At 30.6% G+C, this 15,196-nt stretch carries 19 protein-coding genes; 11 read left to right on the forward strand and 8 right to left on the reverse strand.

The window, feature by feature from the left end; genetic code table 11:
* Positions 1-120: 120 nt before the first annotated feature.
* Positions 121-528: a hypothetical protein gene (locus GTH24_RS07730; protein ID WP_164526191.1), complete on the forward strand. Its 408-nt coding sequence runs from the start codon at positions 121-123 to the stop codon at positions 526-528.
* 42 nt (positions 529-570) lie between these two features.
* The gene (locus tag GTH24_RS07735) at positions 571-816 is read left to right on the forward strand and encodes a hypothetical protein (RefSeq protein ID WP_072070426.1); all 246 of its coding nucleotides are present in this window, start codon (positions 571-573) and stop codon (positions 814-816) included.
* A 43-nt stretch (positions 817-859) separates the two neighbouring features.
* Here the strand turns inward: GTH24_RS07735 and GTH24_RS07740 are convergent, their stop codons facing one another.
* A complete protein-coding gene (locus GTH24_RS07740; RefSeq protein WP_164526192.1) occupies positions 860-1,399 on the reverse strand; it encodes an AAA family ATPase in 540 nt (179 codons plus the stop codon).
* Positions 1,400-1,927: 528 nt separating this feature from the next.
* On the opposite strand from GTH24_RS07740, the gene GTH24_RS07745 reads away from it, so the two are divergent.
* From GTH24_RS07745 to GTH24_RS07760, 4 genes are all read left to right on the forward strand, one after another.
* Positions 1,928-2,125 carry a ParD-like family protein gene (locus GTH24_RS07745; RefSeq protein ID WP_072070424.1) on the forward strand — a complete coding sequence of 66 codons (198 nt, stop codon included), beginning with the start codon at positions 1,928-1,930 and terminating at the stop codon, positions 2,123-2,125.
* Positions 2,126-2,137: 12 nt separating this feature from the next.
* Positions 2,138-2,914, forward strand: a complete 777-nt coding sequence (gene map, locus GTH24_RS07750) for a type I methionyl aminopeptidase (RefSeq protein ID WP_115349605.1) — start codon at positions 2,138-2,140, stop codon at positions 2,912-2,914.
* 276 nt (positions 2,915-3,190) lie between these two features.
* Positions 3,191-3,535 (forward strand): antiterminator Q family protein, encoded by a 345-nt coding sequence (locus GTH24_RS07755; protein WP_072070423.1) that lies wholly within the window; start codon positions 3,191-3,193, stop codon positions 3,533-3,535.
* Positions 3,536-3,708: 173 nt separating this feature from the next.
* Entirely contained in the window at positions 3,709-4,572 is an 864-nt protein-coding gene (locus GTH24_RS07760; RefSeq protein ID WP_072070422.1) for a lipase family alpha/beta hydrolase, read from the forward strand.
* A gap of 86 nt (positions 4,573-4,658) precedes the next feature.
* Here the strand turns inward: GTH24_RS07760 and GTH24_RS07765 are convergent, their stop codons facing one another.
* On the reverse strand, positions 4,659-5,093 hold the full coding sequence (locus tag GTH24_RS07765) for a hypothetical protein (RefSeq protein ID WP_115349608.1): 435 nt from the start codon (positions 5,091-5,093) through the stop codon (positions 4,659-4,661).
* A 301-nt stretch (positions 5,094-5,394) separates the two neighbouring features.
* Between GTH24_RS07765 and GTH24_RS07770 the strand changes: the two genes are divergently transcribed.
* Complete coding sequence (locus GTH24_RS07770) at positions 5,395-6,132, forward strand: phosphatase (protein WP_072070420.1); 738 nt, start codon at positions 5,395-5,397, stop codon at positions 6,130-6,132.
* Positions 6,133-6,198: 66 nt separating this feature from the next.
* Here GTH24_RS07770 and GTH24_RS07775 read toward each other — a convergent pair whose 3' ends face one another.
* From GTH24_RS07775 to GTH24_RS07795, 5 genes are all read right to left on the reverse strand, one after another.
* Positions 6,199-7,797 carry a methyl-accepting chemotaxis protein gene (locus GTH24_RS07775; RefSeq protein WP_164526193.1) on the reverse strand — a complete coding sequence of 533 codons (1,599 nt, stop codon included), beginning with the start codon at positions 7,795-7,797 and terminating at the stop codon, positions 6,199-6,201.
* Positions 7,798-8,489: 692 nt separating this feature from the next.
* Positions 8,490-9,089: an NADH:ubiquinone reductase (Na(+)-transporting) subunit E gene (gene nqrE / locus GTH24_RS07780; RefSeq protein ID WP_072070418.1), complete on the reverse strand. Its 600-nt coding sequence runs from the start codon at positions 9,087-9,089 to the stop codon at positions 8,490-8,492.
* 314 nt (positions 9,090-9,403) lie between these two features.
* Entirely contained in the window at positions 9,404-9,970 is a 567-nt protein-coding gene (gene cyaB / locus GTH24_RS07785) for a class IV adenylate cyclase (protein ID WP_072070417.1), read from the reverse strand.
* Positions 9,971-10,147: 177 nt separating this feature from the next.
* Positions 10,148-10,528: a DUF2628 domain-containing protein gene (locus GTH24_RS07790; protein WP_072070416.1), complete on the reverse strand. Its 381-nt coding sequence runs from the start codon at positions 10,526-10,528 to the stop codon at positions 10,148-10,150.
* Positions 10,529-10,845: 317 nt separating this feature from the next.
* Positions 10,846-11,280 carry a universal stress protein gene (locus GTH24_RS07795; RefSeq protein ID WP_072070415.1) on the reverse strand — a complete coding sequence of 145 codons (435 nt, stop codon included), beginning with the start codon at positions 11,278-11,280 and terminating at the stop codon, positions 10,846-10,848.
* Positions 11,281-11,954: 674 nt separating this feature from the next.
* Between GTH24_RS07795 and ftnA the strand changes: the two genes are divergently transcribed.
* The 4 genes from ftnA (at position 11,955) to GTH24_RS07815 (ending at position 14,565) form a co-directional block, all read left to right on the forward strand.
* Positions 11,955-12,458, forward strand: coding sequence for a non-heme ferritin (ftnA, locus tag GTH24_RS07800; protein ID WP_072070414.1), 504 nt, complete (start codon positions 11,955-11,957; stop codon positions 12,456-12,458).
* 429 nt (positions 12,459-12,887) lie between these two features.
* Entirely contained in the window at positions 12,888-13,280 is a 393-nt protein-coding gene (gene copC, locus GTH24_RS07805) for a copper homeostasis periplasmic binding protein CopC (RefSeq protein ID WP_072070413.1), read from the forward strand.
* Positions 13,280-14,176, forward strand: coding sequence for a copper homeostasis membrane protein CopD (copD, locus tag GTH24_RS07810; RefSeq protein ID WP_072070412.1), 897 nt, complete (start codon positions 13,280-13,282; stop codon positions 14,174-14,176). Before copC ends, copD begins: the two co-directional genes overlap by 1 nt.
* A gap of 47 nt (positions 14,177-14,223) precedes the next feature.
* Positions 14,224-14,565, forward strand: a complete 342-nt coding sequence (locus GTH24_RS07815; protein ID WP_072070410.1) for a YebY family protein — start codon at positions 14,224-14,226, stop codon at positions 14,563-14,565.
* Between the two features lie 303 nt (positions 14,566-14,868).
* Here the strand turns inward: GTH24_RS07815 and GTH24_RS07820 are convergent, their stop codons facing one another.
* Positions 14,869-15,111, reverse strand: coding sequence for a DUF1480 family protein (locus tag GTH24_RS07820; RefSeq protein WP_072070409.1), 243 nt, complete (start codon positions 15,109-15,111; stop codon positions 14,869-14,871).
* Positions 15,112-15,196: the final 85 nt, after the last annotated feature.

The following is a 15,196-nucleotide window of genomic DNA, read 5'->3' on the forward strand; positions in this document are numbered from 1 at the left end:
TTAATATTATCATTTATAAAGATATATTCTCTTTTTTTTATAATGTAAGAGAAAATTATTTTGTTAGTAAATGTATTTTATGAAATAATTGTTATTCCTATTTCTTATTGAATTTAATTTATGCATTTTTTTTTATTGCTTTTATCATCTTTAATTTTTTGTGTGGGATGCACGAGTCAGAAATTAATTGGTAATAACAAACCAGTTAATAGATCTAGTAAAGATAGTCATCAATCTGATAATAACTCGATAAATAATAATTTGGTTTTTATGTTAGGTAAACAATCGCGTTTTGAATTAGAGGTACAAGAAGATAATCGTAAATTTGGACAGCTTTTTAAAGCGGGTTTAAATGAGTCAAAACCATCAGTAAACAATCAATATAGAAATAATGAATATTCAACAATGAAGCCTATTCAAAAAATAAGCTTTACGATACCCGTTCCCGAACCTATTTGGAATGAAAAAAAACAAACAGTTGAATTTAAGTGGATACAAAAGCCACATTATACTTTTGATGCCTATTAATACTGCAATATCAATTTAAAATTTAATTTTATATGGAAAATTATGCGCATAGTAATCACTTTATTGTTATCTTTTCTATTATTAGGTTGTACAACTGATAATGTGACTTTTAGTACGGGTACTTCAGGGAGCCATAGAATAGGTAGCCCGGTGTGTTCAACATTAGTTTGCGGTAAAAATACACGAACGCCAGGGGAACAAAAAGCCATTAATGAGGCAGTTCATGAACAACAACGAGCTATAATGCGAGGGGAGAAACCAGATCTAAAAATTATGGCTTCTTACTAAGAATTTATTATTATCTAAGCCAGTAATATCTTACTGGCTAATATTAAATCTTATTAATAATAAAATTAGTTCTATTCTCTATTGTTAATTTTGGTAACTCAATCAAACTATAATTATATTTTTTATAAACTTCTAGCATTGCTAAATAAGTCTCCTTTGCTTCTTTTGTTGTTTGTTTTCTTTCTTCATCCTGCGTATAGATTTCAGTCCAAGGTGGAGCAATAAAGACATTTTTTGAATAGCGAAATAGCATTATTGCATTGTTAAGATGTTTGGGAATGGGTAATCCACACAATAATAGATAACCTGCAATATCGGGAAGGCCTCTATCATAAAAATAGGGTGTTCTAGTGTGGGCTGCTTCATGCCATGAACGTAATTCCCAACTTAGCATTAATTGCGTGAAAGCATCAGGATCGATCCATGGTAATCCATTACCTTCAATAAGTATTTGATCTTGTATAATGGCTCTACCTGCTTCTAAAGAGCAAGAATAACCTTTATTTTTAAGCGTATTAATTAATGTGGTTTTTCCTGAACCTGGGCCACCTGTTAATATAATGCGATATGGTTTTTTAGACATAATAACTCCTAAAAATTTTTTATTGTTAATAGAATATAAAATAATATTTTTTTGAAAGGATAGAAGGAATGAGAATAGTGATAAGCGTGGTAATAAAAAATAAAGTCAGAGAATACTAACATAAAAAAGAAAAATCATAATTAATATATTCTAAATTCTTCAATAAATAAAGCTTTCCAGATCTTAACTAACCCCTCTATTTTCATATAAGACTACTGTACCGCTAATAACATCTAATCCATCAACTGCGATGATGGCTTCATATGAATTTCTTTAACTCGCGTTATGTAGGGGATAATATAACAATCATTCTCTTTGTCATATAAAAATCACTGAGTACTTCTGAATAAACTCATGAAATATAAAAAAAGTAAAAATACGACCTTTTATTTTGAGTGTTATTTACTCTTGTTTCTTTATTTGAGTACGTTATGCCTATGTCAGCACTAAATAGCAATTGAAAGCACCAGTAATTGATTCTATGATAGAACGTATATGTTTTATTATGATTTGTATATAAGGATTAGCGTGGGTATTGTAAAAATCTCTGATGAATTACATGAGTATTTGAGAAAGGCAAGCAATGTAATGTCTCGTTCTGTTAATGCTCAGGCAGAATTTTGGATAAAAATTGGTATCCAAGCAGAGTTAAATCCAGAGAAAACATTTCCAATGATTATTAACGAAATGCTGGAAAAAGAAGCTATCAAGCAACAAGCAGAATAAGAGGAAAGGAATATGGATAAAATAACAATCAAAACGTCTGATGAAATTGAATTAATGCGTGAATCTGGACGTTTGTTAGCGCAAGTTTTTACAATGCTTGATGACTTTATTATGCCTGGTGTTTCTACGTTAGAAATCAATGATAAAGTGGAAGATTTTATTATTAATGAACTCCACTCAAGACCAGCAAGTAAAGGCCAGTATGGTTACGAGTATGTATTAAATACATCAATTAATGAAGTTGTTTGTCATGGCGTACCAAAATCAGACGAACGACTAAAAAGCAAAGATATTATTAATGTTGATATCACATTAGAAAAGAATGGATTTATTGCCGACTCTAGTAAAATGTATATTATGCCAGAGGCATCTCCTATTGCACGCAAATTAGCTAAAACAACATATCAAGCAATGTGGGAAGGTATTAAGGAAGTTAAACCGGGAGCAACATTAGGTGATATTGGTCATGCAATTCAAAGCTTTGCACAAAGTCATGGATATAGTGTTGTAAGAGAATATTGTGGACATGGTATTGGTAGAGAAATGCATGAAGCACCACAAGTCTTACATTATGGTATTAAGGGGCAAGGTATTGAATTGAAAGAAGGTATGACTTTTACGATTGAACCAATGATTAATCAGGGGGGGGCTAAAATAAAAACTAAAAAAGATGGTTGGACTGTGGTAACGAGAGATAAAAAATTATCGGCACAGTCAGAACATACAATTTTGGTTACTTCGAATGGGTACGAGGTACTGACTTTACGACCTGAAGAAACATTACCATAATCGCTAATATTTAATATAGCTGGCTATTTTAAGAAAAAAACAGAATAAAATTCTTTATAACTTAAAGATAATCTGATTTTTAATTAAAATAGCCAAGTTATATCTAGATTTTACATATCCTCTAATAGTTCTAGCATTTAACCTCATATCTTTATTAAATACAGTTGTAAATTAAATTTTTGCCATTATATTTATAATACCTATTAATAATTAGATAGGTGTTTTAAATGATTGCGGGATGCGATTATCACTATATGGAAAAATAAGGATGTTAATATGAAGAATATTTCAAAAATACTTGAAGAGTGGGGAGCATGGGTTGCTAATGATCATATTGCTGTTTACTTTTTAACTAAAAACAAAAAAGAAGTTATACCGGAAAAAATAAAGCAACGAAAACAATGCTCTCATTATAAAGCAAATATAATCAATGATTTAATGAAAAGACTAATGAGGCATAATATAGAAAATTATCAGTTACTTATTAATTATTATGTTTTTGGAAAAACTTTTATTGAGCTTGCAAAAAATGAAAAATGTTCGGATACATATATTGGTAAAAAGTTAAAAAAAGCAGAAGGTTTGATAGAGGGTATGTTGATTTTTTCGGGTGATAATTAAAAAATATAAAATTGATAAAAATATGACTTTACGATCGTAAATTTTAGATTATTCTAATAATCACTTATAACAAATAAAGTGTCAAAATATGATTTTATATTTTACCGATTGTTGTAAGTATTGCTAATAGGATGTTTAGCAAATAATTAACTTAACCCCAAGGAGTGGAAAATATGTCAACTACATATCCAATTATTTTAGTTCATGGTTTATCTGGCTTTGATGATATCGTCGGTTACCCTTACTTTTACGGTATCGCGGATGCATTAGAAAAAGAAGGGCATCAAGTCTTTACAGCATCTCTTTCTGCATTTAATTCTAACGAAGTTCGTGGTGAGCAACTTTGGGAATTTGTGCAAAAAGTTCTTAAAGAAACGAAGGCAAAAAAAGTTAATTTAATTGGTCATAGCCAAGGTCCATTAGCTTGTCGTTATGTTGCGGCGAAACATGCTAAAAATATCGCCTCCGTGACCTCTGTTAATGGTGTAAACCACGGTTCAGAAATTGCTGATTTAGTACGACGTATTATGCGTAAAGATAGTGTACCTGAATATATCGCAGATGCTGTTATGAAAGCCATTGGTACAATTATTTCTACATTCTCTGGTAATCGTGGCAACCCGCAAGATGCTATCGCTGCATTAGAAGCATTAACGACTGAAAACGTAACTGAATTTAATAAAAAATATCCACAAGGGCTACCTGAAGTTCGTGGTGGTGAAGGTAAAGAAGTTGTTAATGGCGTACATTACTACTCATTTGGCAGTTATATTCAAGGACTCATTGCGGGCGAAAAAGGTAATTTACTGGATCCAACTCATGCAGCAATGCGTGTATTAAGTGCTTTTTTCATTGAGCGTCAAAATGATGGCTTAGTTGGTCGAACGAGTATGCGATTAGGTAAATTAATTAAGGATGATTATGCTGAAGATCACATTGATATGGTTAACCAAGTTGCAGGATTAGTGGGGCGAGGTGAAGATATTATTGCGATTTATACTAATCATGCCAAATTTTTAGCAAGCAAAAAGTTATAATATCTAATAACAAGATTTGTGGATTATAAAATAATATAAACTAATGGCTCTAATTTTTATTAGAGCCATTTTTATTTTTAGCATTATCAATTTTTGTCTTTATAAACGCTAACAGAAATCCCATAACCTAATAAATAAAGAGCTTGTTCTAAGCTATCAACTTTTGATGTTTGATTAATTTCAAGTAGGCGTTCTATTTGTGCGCTAGTCAAATTCATCTTTCTTGCAAGATCTGATTTTTTTGTTTTAGTTTCCAGCATTGCATTATGAAGCGCGATTTTCAAACAGCTGATGAGTGGCAAGTAAACAATAAAATCACCTGGTTGTGCTTTTGATGGCGCAGGAATAGGCATTTTACTTGAAATAAACTCTTCAAGACCAACATGCAAAATATCAGAGGCTTCTAGCTCAATATCATCTTCCGTGTAAGCAACAGCATGTATATTATCAAAATCACGATAAGTAATTTCGTAGGTTTCACTTTCTTCATCAAAATGAGCGACTGCAGGATAGTTGAACATAATTAGCCTTTGTAAAGTTAAAATGAAAAAGCATTATACAATGTGTTTTCATAATTATTGTGTATAGTACTAAAGTGAAACTTTAATTATCTAATTAATATTAAATAACATGTTGAAGATTAAAGCATATTTATCGAAGTTTATCTTCATTTCTTACTAATGTAAGAAAAAAATAAAAATAGCATCTTATAAGTTATTTCATATTTTTGTTATTGTAGCTCATCGATTTTAGGTAGGCCCTATATTTGAAGAAGAACTATCTTATAGATGATCATAGCGCTTTTTTATGAAGGAATTATTTATGTATCCCGTTGATTTACATGCTCATACAATTGCCAGTACACATGCTTACAGTACGGTGAGTGAATATTTTCAGCAAGCTAAAAAGCAGGGAATTAAATTATTTGCAATTACTGATCATGGTCCTGATATGGATGATGCTCCTCATGAATGGCATTTTTCTAATTTACCCGTGATCCCCCGCATGATTGATGGTGTTGGGATACTTTATGGTATTGAAGCAAATATTAAAAATATTAAAGGCGAAACGGACTGCAGTGAAAAAATGAGTAAGAAATTAGATATCGTGCTTGCTGGTTTTCACGATCCGGTTATGAGCTCAATGGGTATTGTGGATAATACAAAGGCTTTAATCGCGACAATAACAAGTGGTGTTGTTCAAATGATAACCCATCCAGGAAATCCTAAATACCCCATCGATATTACCGAAGTTGCCAAAGTAGCCGCTGCTAGTAACGTTGCTTTAGAAATGAATAATTCATCATTTATTCATTCTAGAGTAGGAAGTGAGAAAAACTGCATAGATATAGCTAAAGCAGTGCGTGATGCAGGTGGATTAATTGCACTAGGATCTGATTCTCATATTGCTTCATCATTAGGAAAATTTGATCGAGTATTAGAAGTATTAACTCAAATAGATTTTCCTGAAGAACGCATATTAAATACGTCTCCAAGGAAAGTTTTAGATTTTTTAAAATCACATGGCAAGAAAGCGATCCCTGAATTTAGCCATTTTTAATACTTTAATATATGAACAATAGAAAGTTATCCTAAGATAGCTTTCTATTAAGTTAGTTAGCGTTTTTTATTGATGAAAAACAGTTAACTCTTGTTTTAATCGGTTTGATTGTGTCTGTAGGGAGTCTAGTGAATTAACTAGCTCCCTTGTCATTGTGGCATTAGCTTGTGTTGTTTGATCTAATTGGTTTATAGCATCTTCAATTTGAGCAATACCGTTACTTTGTTCATTGGTTGAGATAGATATATCGTGGATCATTTCATTGATGTTTTCAGTATGTTTAGAAATATCCACCATATTATCGTTTGCGTCAGCCGCTAATTGAAAACATTGGTTTATTTTTTTACTTGAATTTGCAACAAGTACTTTTATCTCTTTTGATGCTAAATTACAGCTAATGGATAACTCACGGACTTCTTTTGCAACCACAGCAAATCCTCTTCCATGTTCACCCACTCTAGCGGCTTCCACAGCAGCATTTAACGCTAATAAATTAGTTTGAAAGGCAATATTATCAATTGTTGATGTAATATCATTAATTTGCTCAGAGAAAGAGACAACTTCATGCATATTTTCAACTACGTTAGCTAACATTTCATTGCTTTGATGGATCATAGAATCTGTTTTAGTCACAAGTTCACATGATGCTTGGGTATTTTCTGCATGCTGTTTTGAGGTCACACTTAACTGTCTTATCCCTGCGGATGTTTCAAGTACAGCTGCTGATTGTTGCTCAACACGAATAGCAAGATTATTGTTCATAATAGAAATATCATTTAATTCTGAATTGATAAGTCCTGAACTGCTATTAATGTTATTAACTATCTGCTTTATTTGATCTCGCATTTTTTCAATATTTTTAGTGAGGATGTTTATTTCAAATAGGCCTTTTGTCGAGACATTAGTTGCTAACTCACCATTACTAATATCTTCAATATTCTTCATTATGGCATTTAAAGGTGAAATAAAGTTTTTTCGTAATACGATCTGGACTAAAAAAGAAAAAATAACAATAAGGATTGTAATTACAATTAAACTATAAATGATTCTATCATACAGTAACTCACCTTCATTTAATGATGCAGTGTAATGACTTTGTAGTTGTTGATGATAGCTGATGTATGCTTGCTCAAAATTATCTTGGTAGGTTTGTGTCGGTTGATTTAAATATTCATATGTTTTTCCCTGTTCTAAGAAGGCTAAAAATTCAATTAATGCAGCATTAAGTTCAGTATATTTTTGTTCTAATTGTTGAATATAGTTATCATCCTTAATGTTATGAGGAATGTTTTTAAAACTACTCCAAGCGGTTTCAACACTTTGAAGCTTTTCTTTAGTTTGTTGCAATAAAAATGAAATATCAGTATTTGCAGTGGCCATTTTATTAATAATTAATAAATGACGGGAACTTGCTCTGTTTAAGGTATTACGAGTTTGTAGCAAATTTTCCCAGGTGTTACTTAGTAGTAATTGTTCATTGTAGATATTATTTAGTGTGTTTAAGTTTCTTTTGTAATCATTTACGGATGAAAGAAATAAAACAGAGGCTAAACCAAGAAGTAAAATTAAGGAGCCTGTTATAAGCCAAACTAAGGTGGTTGTTTTTAAATTCGACATGCTAAAAGAGACGTTTGGCAAATAACGTTGTTTGAAGTTCTTAAACATGAATAGTTATTTCCTTTTTATAAAAATATAACTGTACAATTTGTTGATTTTTAAGTTTTATTTTTACTTCCTGTAACTGGTATAGACAAAAAATGACTAAAAACGAGTAAAGTTATGTTTTAGAGCACTCTTTGATTTAATGCCATATATCCTTTTGATTTTTTCAAATACTAAAAAAGAGTATCGGCATTTTATAAATATTCTTTATGCTTATTTATTGTTCTTATTAATAAATTTTTCAAATGAATGATTGGGTAATGTAACGCATTGATTTTCATTAAATTTAATTTAAGAGTTAAAATTTGAAAAAATAAAAAGTTAGTATAAAATTTTTTATTTTTAATAATTGATTGATAACCTGTTGATTTATTATTGATTTAATGTGAATTAATGGTTTGTGATTTAAACAATAAGATTTTAATAATGTAAATACTTCTATTTGTAAAATAAAAAAACACTTATGATGTAAAGAACAATAAATAAGATTAATTTTTCTTTTATTATAAGCATAAGTAAGAAGTGTTTATGTGATTATGCGGATTAAAATAGGTAGAAGAAATTAGGGATTAGAAAGAAAATAGATAAAAATACTATAAACGGAAAATGTAAGCTTTCCGTTTATAGTTTATGTCATTTTTTCAATAGAATTTGTGATGCATGAAAATTTGAATTAAATGATATTAAATGTTTTTTTAAAGTGAAATACCAGAAAATGACATAAAACCTAATGACATTAATCCTACAGTGATAAAGGTGATACCTAATCCTCTTAACCCTTTAGGAATATCTGAATACTTCATTTTTTCTCGTAAGCCAGATAGAGCGATGATTGCTAGTAACCAGCCTACGCCACAACCTGCACCGTATATAACTGATTCTGAAAATGTATAATCACGCTCAACCATGAAAATGGTGGCACCAAAGATAGCGCAATGAATAGTTAATAAAGGCAAAAAGATCCCTAATGAATGGTAAAGTGAAGGGATAAATTTATCTAAAAACATTTCTAATATTTGAACTAATGCAGCTAAAACACCAATGAAAGTAATATATCTTAGAAAACTAAGATCGATACCTTCCACTAAAACATCTTTTTTTAAGATGAAATTATAAATTAAGTTATTGATTGGAGTGGCAATAACAAGCAAAGCTGTAACGGTAAGTCCTAGTTTTAATGATGTTTTTACTTCTTTTGAAACAGCAAGGAAAGTACACATTCCCAAAAAAAAACTTAATGCCATATTTTCAATAAAAGTTGCCTTAATGAAGATATTAAGGTAATTTTCAAGCATAATCCCTCCTATTAGTGTATTTTTTTATTAATTGTAATAAAAACATGACATTAATATAAGTGGTATTACAAAAATATCTTTTAAATTGGATCTGAATGGCATTTTTAGCCTAAAGCTGAACGTTATTAAAGAGAAAATAAAGAAAAATTTTAAGAAAATCTCCATAAAAAAGGCATTCAATTTAAATTTGCATCAAGAAAGGTTTTTTCTATTTTTTTACTATGTAAGGTAAATAATCTTAGGCAAGATAAAACACCGATATTTAGGATGAGGTTATAATGTCGGTGTTTGAATAAGTGATAGGAAGAATATCTTTAAATTGAATTAAGTTGTCTCTGTAAGCTATCCAACATCAGTTTTTTATAGTTATTTTTTTCAAGATGTTTTTCTGTAAATCCAAACTGTGCCGCTAAATTTTGTAATTGTTTTGTATAAAGAGGTAGCTTATTTTGAGCGTCAGTCATAATGGCGAATTCTGCAAATGACCCTAGATTGTCTAATTTATCAATAGTGATATGAAAATCGTCTAAAAAATAAATTTCTCTTGATTTGGTATAATTGAGAATACAGTGGTAGCCTAGCGTGATAAACATGGAGACTGTTTTTTCTGCATCTTCTATCCGTACAGCTTCACATTGTGATAAATCAGGACCTTTAACGATAAGAAGGTTTATGCCCGAAGGTAACATTTTTCTTATACACAAACTTATGTTTGGCGTCGGGAATTTGGGGTCGGAATGTTCCATATACCAATCTGTTTCTTGGTTATTAGGCGTAAATAAGGTTGCACCTGCTTTTTCTAACGCTGCAATAAATTTTTCTGGATTTTGAAGGTGATATTTTAGTTCTGCTTCAAATTTACCTTGAAAATGATTCGACATAATTTTTTCCCTGATTTCTAGTTAACGTATTATAGCATTGACTAGAATTTCTCTGATTAGGAAAATGAATTTTTATAAAGGAAATAGAAGGTATTGTAGTGTTGTAGTAAAAAGGATTTGAGGAATATAAAAACTAAAGGGGTAAATTACCCCTTTGATATTACTATAGAAAAATTATTATAGAACACCTTCAAAAGGGTTCCAACTTTGATCATTCTTAGCTTCTTTTAAATAATAAGCATAGTTAGCGGTCATTGCCCATAAAATATTAATGGCAATACCAATAGCATTGATTACACCATTATTTACAGGTAAGAAACCGATAATAGTAAAAATAGCAATGTTAATGGCAAATAATGTTAATGCTTTACGCCATAAACCTAAAATAAGAAAATAAATAAAACCAAAGAAAAAGGCCCAGATATTCATTCCAATGAGAATACGTTTACCAAAGGATAGTTCTTTATAAGCCGCTTTAAATTCAGGGGTTTTAGGTGAGCCATATTTATCAAAGAATGAAAAACGCTCTTGCCATTTTTCAGAATACTCTTTATTCATGTTAATTCCTTTTACCGATATTGATTACACTTGGTTTTTTATAGAAGGAAAAGTATCTTTACATAAATTCACATGATGAACAATATAAAACTATTAATAAATTATTAATATATATGTTTGTATAGTAACTGTTAACATACTCTTTTTTCTTCTTGTTTTTTAATAACAATCTTATTGTTTAAATATATATTGTTAATAATTACTCTTAAAAATAAGAATGATAAAATAAAATATTATTTTGAGTTCATTTGACGGAATAAAGAATAAGAAATCTGGTTTATGGCTTATACCAGATTTCTTATAAGAGAATATAGTAATTAGCGGACAACTAATACTGATGATTCAGCATAGCTAACAACAGATGATGCGGTAGAGCCGAGGAGATAAGTTTTCATGCCAGGGTTACGAGAACCGATGACAATTAATTCGGCTTGAATTTTTTTCGCTGTTTCTAAAATTTTATCGCGAGGATTACCAATGGAAACATAAAATTGAGAGGTACTGTTGGAAATATCAACATGCGATAAGTTTTCTTTTAGCGTAGATAACGCAATTTCAATACGTTGTTTGTCACTCGCGAGTCGATCTTGGCCTGCAAATGCAAATCCAACAAAAGACTCATAACTTGGGATCACAGATAAAAAATGAATATTCAGTTTGTCAGCGACAGACAATGCTTTTAGATGAGAAACAACCTTGTCCAATAAACCAAGCTCTGTAAAATCAACGGGTACTAACACTGTTTTTGTCATAGTGGCTCCTAATTAACCTTTATTATGATTAGGGCTTTAATACTAAATTTTTGCACATACAACTTTGAGTTACCTACTAATCTTATCAGCCAAAACCAAAAACTGTATAAAAATTAGAAATATTTTTATTTTTTGAGAGTTGTGTGTTTTTTTACATGCAAAAAATGAAAAATCGCAGTAATTTAAGAGGATGGGGCGCAATGGAGCAAACTAGAAATAAGTGTTAATAAAATAGATTAATTTACAGGTGATAGTTGGTTTTTTTTATAACCAAATTAAAATGAATATATATAAAATAAGAGGGATTTTAAATATAGATATAAATAGAGTGAAAAATTGAAAATAGAAATTAATAATTAAAATTTAGCACTTTATTCTTATTTTATAAAAGTTAAATACTTCTATAAGCTAAATTAATCTTATCAGTTAGTTTAAGATAATAATCATTTATTACAATGAGTTATGATTTTTTTATTTTTTACTGCCAATGATAATAATTAGCATTTAACTTTTATTAAAATAATAAAGTTATATTGTAAATGAGATTGGTTTTTATTTTTGTTACGTATTAACTAATTGAAAAAATAAATAAACGCTATTTAAATAGCTATATTTTTATTTTTAAGTGTGCATAATATCCGTAATGTTAATTTTCATCGTAAAGGACGTAAAATATGTTACATCAAGATATGATTAATAAATTGAATGAACAGCTAAATTTAGAGTTTTATTCAGCAAATCTTTATTTACAAATGAGTGCTTGGTGCGACGATAAAGGATTTGATGGTGCAGCTAAGTTTTTAAAAGCACATTCACGTGAAGAAATGGAGCATATGCATCGCTTATTTGATTATTTAAGTGATACAGGTGCGATGCCTTTACTTGGTGCAATTGAAGCGCCTCCATCAGAGTTTTCATCACTCTCTGAATTGTTCGATAAAACTTACGAGCATGAAAAACATATCACAGCTGAAATTAATAAATTAGCTCATGTAGCGATGACTACTCAAGATTATTCAACCTTTAACTTCTTACAATGGTATGTTGCAGAGCAGCATGAAGAAGAAAAATTATTTAAGTCAATCTTAGATAAATTAGCAATGGTTGGTGACAGTGGTAAAGCTTTATTCTTGTTAGATAAAGATCTGAATACATTATCAACATCTGCACATGTCTAATTATTAATAAAGCTTCAGATAGCCTAAGTTAATAAATAAATTATAACGCCCTGCTATGAGTGAATAGCAGGGCGTTATTTATTCTTCTGTATTAGCTCCTTTTCTATTCTTATCTTTTATCTCTTTCTTTACTTACACTGATTTTTATCCTGAATGTGCCTTTGGATATTATTTATACAGGATGTTTATTTTACGTTTAACTTAATTTGGTTATGTATTGAACTGTTTAGACTGTCAATGTGGGTATTATATTTTTTTGAATTGTAAAAATGGGTGATATTTGAAACAGAAACTGCTCTAAATAACATATATTTTGAGTGCTAGTTCACAACCTTTTATTTCTAATATGAAGAAGCGGAGATCTTGACGCAAATTTGCTATAAAATATTTCTATAAATAAAAAAATCACCTGTAATTTAAGAGGTTATTATGTCATTAAATACACTTAAGACATCTTGGGGTAAATTATCAGCCATTGCGGTTTTATTCTTAGGTATGTCATATCAACAAGCATTAGCTCATGCACATTTAAAATCACAGTTACCTGCTGAAGGCGCGACTATTGAACAGTCACAAGCACCTAAAGTTATCACGCTAGATTTTTCTGAAGGCATTGAACTTGCTTTTAGTAAAATTAAAGTAACAAATGCTGAAGGTAAAGAAATTACAGTAGGAAAACTGAGTTTAGATCCTGTTAACAACACTAAATTATTATTGCCTTTAGAAAGTGATCTGGCTGAAGGTAATTATTTAGTTGATTGGAATGTCGTTTCTGTTGATGGGCACAAGACAAAAGGTTCTTATCAATTTAGTGTAAAATAATGACACCTGAAGACGTTTATATTTTATGCCGTTTCTTTCATTTTGTGGCCGTCATGTTTATGTTCGGACTGAGCTTCTCGGCCGCCATTCTTGCAAAAGATAAGTTTATACCTCTTATTCAGGTTCGTTTACGCCCTGCATTAGCCATCAGCACTATTACCGTCTTTATTACGACTTATCTATGGATGGCTGTGCAGTCTGGCATTATGGGTGATGGATGGGAGGATGCTTGGTCATTTGAAATATGGAAAGCGGTATTAGGCACTTCATTTGGACAGATTTGGCAATGGCAGTTGATATTAGCAACTCTTGCTTTAGCTGCATTATTTATACACCAACGTTATATTCGTAATTTCTCTTTATTAATAATTGCGTCAATTATGTTGATCCTACATGCATCTATCGGACATGGCGCTATGTTTACAGGATCAGAAGCAACCCTTTATAAAGTTAATCAAAGTATTCATCTTATTAGTGCTGCGTATTGGTTTGGCGGTTTATGGCCATTTGTTGCTTGTTTACAATTTTTGCGTAATAAAGATGAACTTGCAGAAGGGATGATCAAGCCAATTATTGGTACAATGAAGAGATTTTCACTATTTGGTCATGTTGCTGTTTTATTGGTTACTATCACGGGTATTATTAGTGCTGTTATGCTCATTCCAGGGTGGCCTGCAATACACTTATCATCAGAATATCAAAGCATGTTATGGCTTAAAATCAGCTTAGTTGTGCTAATGCTAGGTTTAGCTGTAATTAATCGCTATGTTTTGGTGCCTCATATTCGTAAGAAAAATAATTTTCAGTGGTTGCTAATTAATAGCTGGTTTGAACTATTACTTGGAACTATGGTTATTTTTACTGTTGCCATCTTTGCGATTAACTCACCTGTATAGATTGTTATATAATCGTAAAAATCTAATTTATTAAATGAGATATAAACATGAAACGTTTTGTGTTAGCGGTAATGTTAATGCTTTTCTCTTTTCAAGCATTTTCTGCTCCAATTTCCACAGTGAGTAAGCTTCAATTTGGTGACGATTGGCCATTTACACGAGAAGAGGTGATGCTTAATTGTCGTACTGATGGCGCTTGGTTTGTGATTAATCCAGCAACATTAGTTCAGTATCCACTTAATGAAATTGCTATGAAACAGATGGAAAGTGGAAAAGTTAAGGCACAACTAATTGATATTATTTTACTTCCAGATCCTAATTCTCCTGAAAAGAAAAAATCAGTAGAAGCTATTCAAGGTGCATTTAAAGTACTTTGCGAAAGTAATTAATCAAATGATTAATAATTGAAGGTGAGGATTTTATTTCTATTTTATTGATTTAATAAATAAATTTCACTTGAGATTATTTTTTGAATAGAAAAGAGTGTGTTATTGAGTTGCTTACTGGATATTTACATATTGTTAGCTAATATTTAACAGTAGGTTGTGAAATAGAAAGGTCTGAGTTAGTCCTAGATTTTTTTGTTTATGCAGTAATCAGTAATTACTTTTTAGCGCACGGCTCGCAATGAGCCTTTTCCCTAAGCCAGATAAATGATTTATCTGGCTTTTTTTATGTCGTTTTAGCATCTCTTATGCCACTTTTAAGATCCAGTGGTGGTTTTCTTTGTCATAAGCATGACGATAAAGCAGAATATTTTTATCTTTCAATTGAGCTGGAATGCTCGTATTTTCATCCCATCCATCTAGTTGCATGCAAAACTCTGTATCATAATCACATGGAATATGAATGTAAGTTAATTGATTATCGGAAGAGTGTTTCAAAGTAATATCTTCAATTTCATAGCAAGCAATTTTTAACGTTGTTTTCTTCATATTATAACTCCAGTTTAGGCGATGTTTTGTTGTGTTCCGCTATGTTTCATTGGTGGCATTTATTCTGAATAATGCTTTTCGACCA

It is taken from the genome of Proteus vulgaris (assembly GCF_011045815.1).
Classification (GTDB): Bacteria; Pseudomonadota; Gammaproteobacteria; order Enterobacterales; family Enterobacteriaceae; genus Proteus; species Proteus vulgaris_B.

Excerpts from the sequence above, each read along its gene's own strand:
- GTH24_RS07730 (WP_164526191.1), top strand. The coding sequence starts at position 121 with ATGCATTTTTTTTTATTGCTTTTATCATCTTTAATTTTTTGTGTGGGA.
- GTH24_RS07735 (WP_072070426.1), top strand. The coding sequence starts at position 571 with ATGCGCATAGTAATCACTTTATTGTTATCTTTTCTATTATTAGGTTGT.
- GTH24_RS07740 (WP_164526192.1), bottom strand. The coding sequence starts at position 1,399 with ATGTCTAAAAAACCATATCGCATTATATTAACAGGTGGCCCAGGTTCA.
- map (WP_115349605.1), top strand. The coding sequence starts at position 2,138 with ATGGATAAAATAACAATCAAAACGTCTGATGAAATTGAATTAATGCGT.
- GTH24_RS07755 (WP_072070423.1), top strand. The coding sequence starts at position 3,191 with ATGAAGAATATTTCAAAAATACTTGAAGAGTGGGGAGCATGGGTTGCT.
- GTH24_RS07760 (WP_072070422.1), top strand. The coding sequence starts at position 3,709 with ATGTCAACTACATATCCAATTATTTTAGTTCATGGTTTATCTGGCTTT.
- GTH24_RS07765 (WP_115349608.1), bottom strand. The coding sequence starts at position 5,093 with ATGTTCAACTATCCTGCAGTCGCTCATTTTGATGAAGAAAGTGAAACC.
- GTH24_RS07770 (WP_072070420.1), top strand. The coding sequence starts at position 5,395 with ATGTATCCCGTTGATTTACATGCTCATACAATTGCCAGTACACATGCT.
- GTH24_RS07775 (WP_164526193.1), bottom strand. The coding sequence starts at position 7,797 with ATGTTTAAGAACTTCAAACAACGTTATTTGCCAAACGTCTCTTTTAGC.
- nqrE (WP_072070418.1), bottom strand. The coding sequence starts at position 9,089 with ATGCTTGAAAATTACCTTAATATCTTCATTAAGGCAACTTTTATTGAA.
- cyaB (WP_072070417.1), bottom strand. The coding sequence starts at position 9,970 with ATGTCGAATCATTTTCAAGGTAAATTTGAAGCAGAACTAAAATATCAC.
- GTH24_RS07790 (WP_072070416.1), bottom strand. The coding sequence starts at position 10,528 with ATGAATAAAGAGTATTCTGAAAAATGGCAAGAGCGTTTTTCATTCTTT.
- GTH24_RS07795 (WP_072070415.1), bottom strand. The coding sequence starts at position 11,280 with ATGACAAAAACAGTGTTAGTACCCGTTGATTTTACAGAGCTTGGTTTA.
- ftnA (WP_072070414.1), top strand. The coding sequence starts at position 11,955 with ATGTTACATCAAGATATGATTAATAAATTGAATGAACAGCTAAATTTA.
- copC (WP_072070413.1), top strand. The coding sequence starts at position 12,888 with ATGTCATTAAATACACTTAAGACATCTTGGGGTAAATTATCAGCCATT.
- copD (WP_072070412.1), top strand. The coding sequence starts at position 13,280 with ATGACACCTGAAGACGTTTATATTTTATGCCGTTTCTTTCATTTTGTG.
- GTH24_RS07815 (WP_072070410.1), top strand. The coding sequence starts at position 14,224 with ATGAAACGTTTTGTGTTAGCGGTAATGTTAATGCTTTTCTCTTTTCAA.
- GTH24_RS07820 (WP_072070409.1), bottom strand. The coding sequence starts at position 15,111 with ATGAAGAAAACAACGTTAAAAATTGCTTGCTATGAAATTGAAGATATT.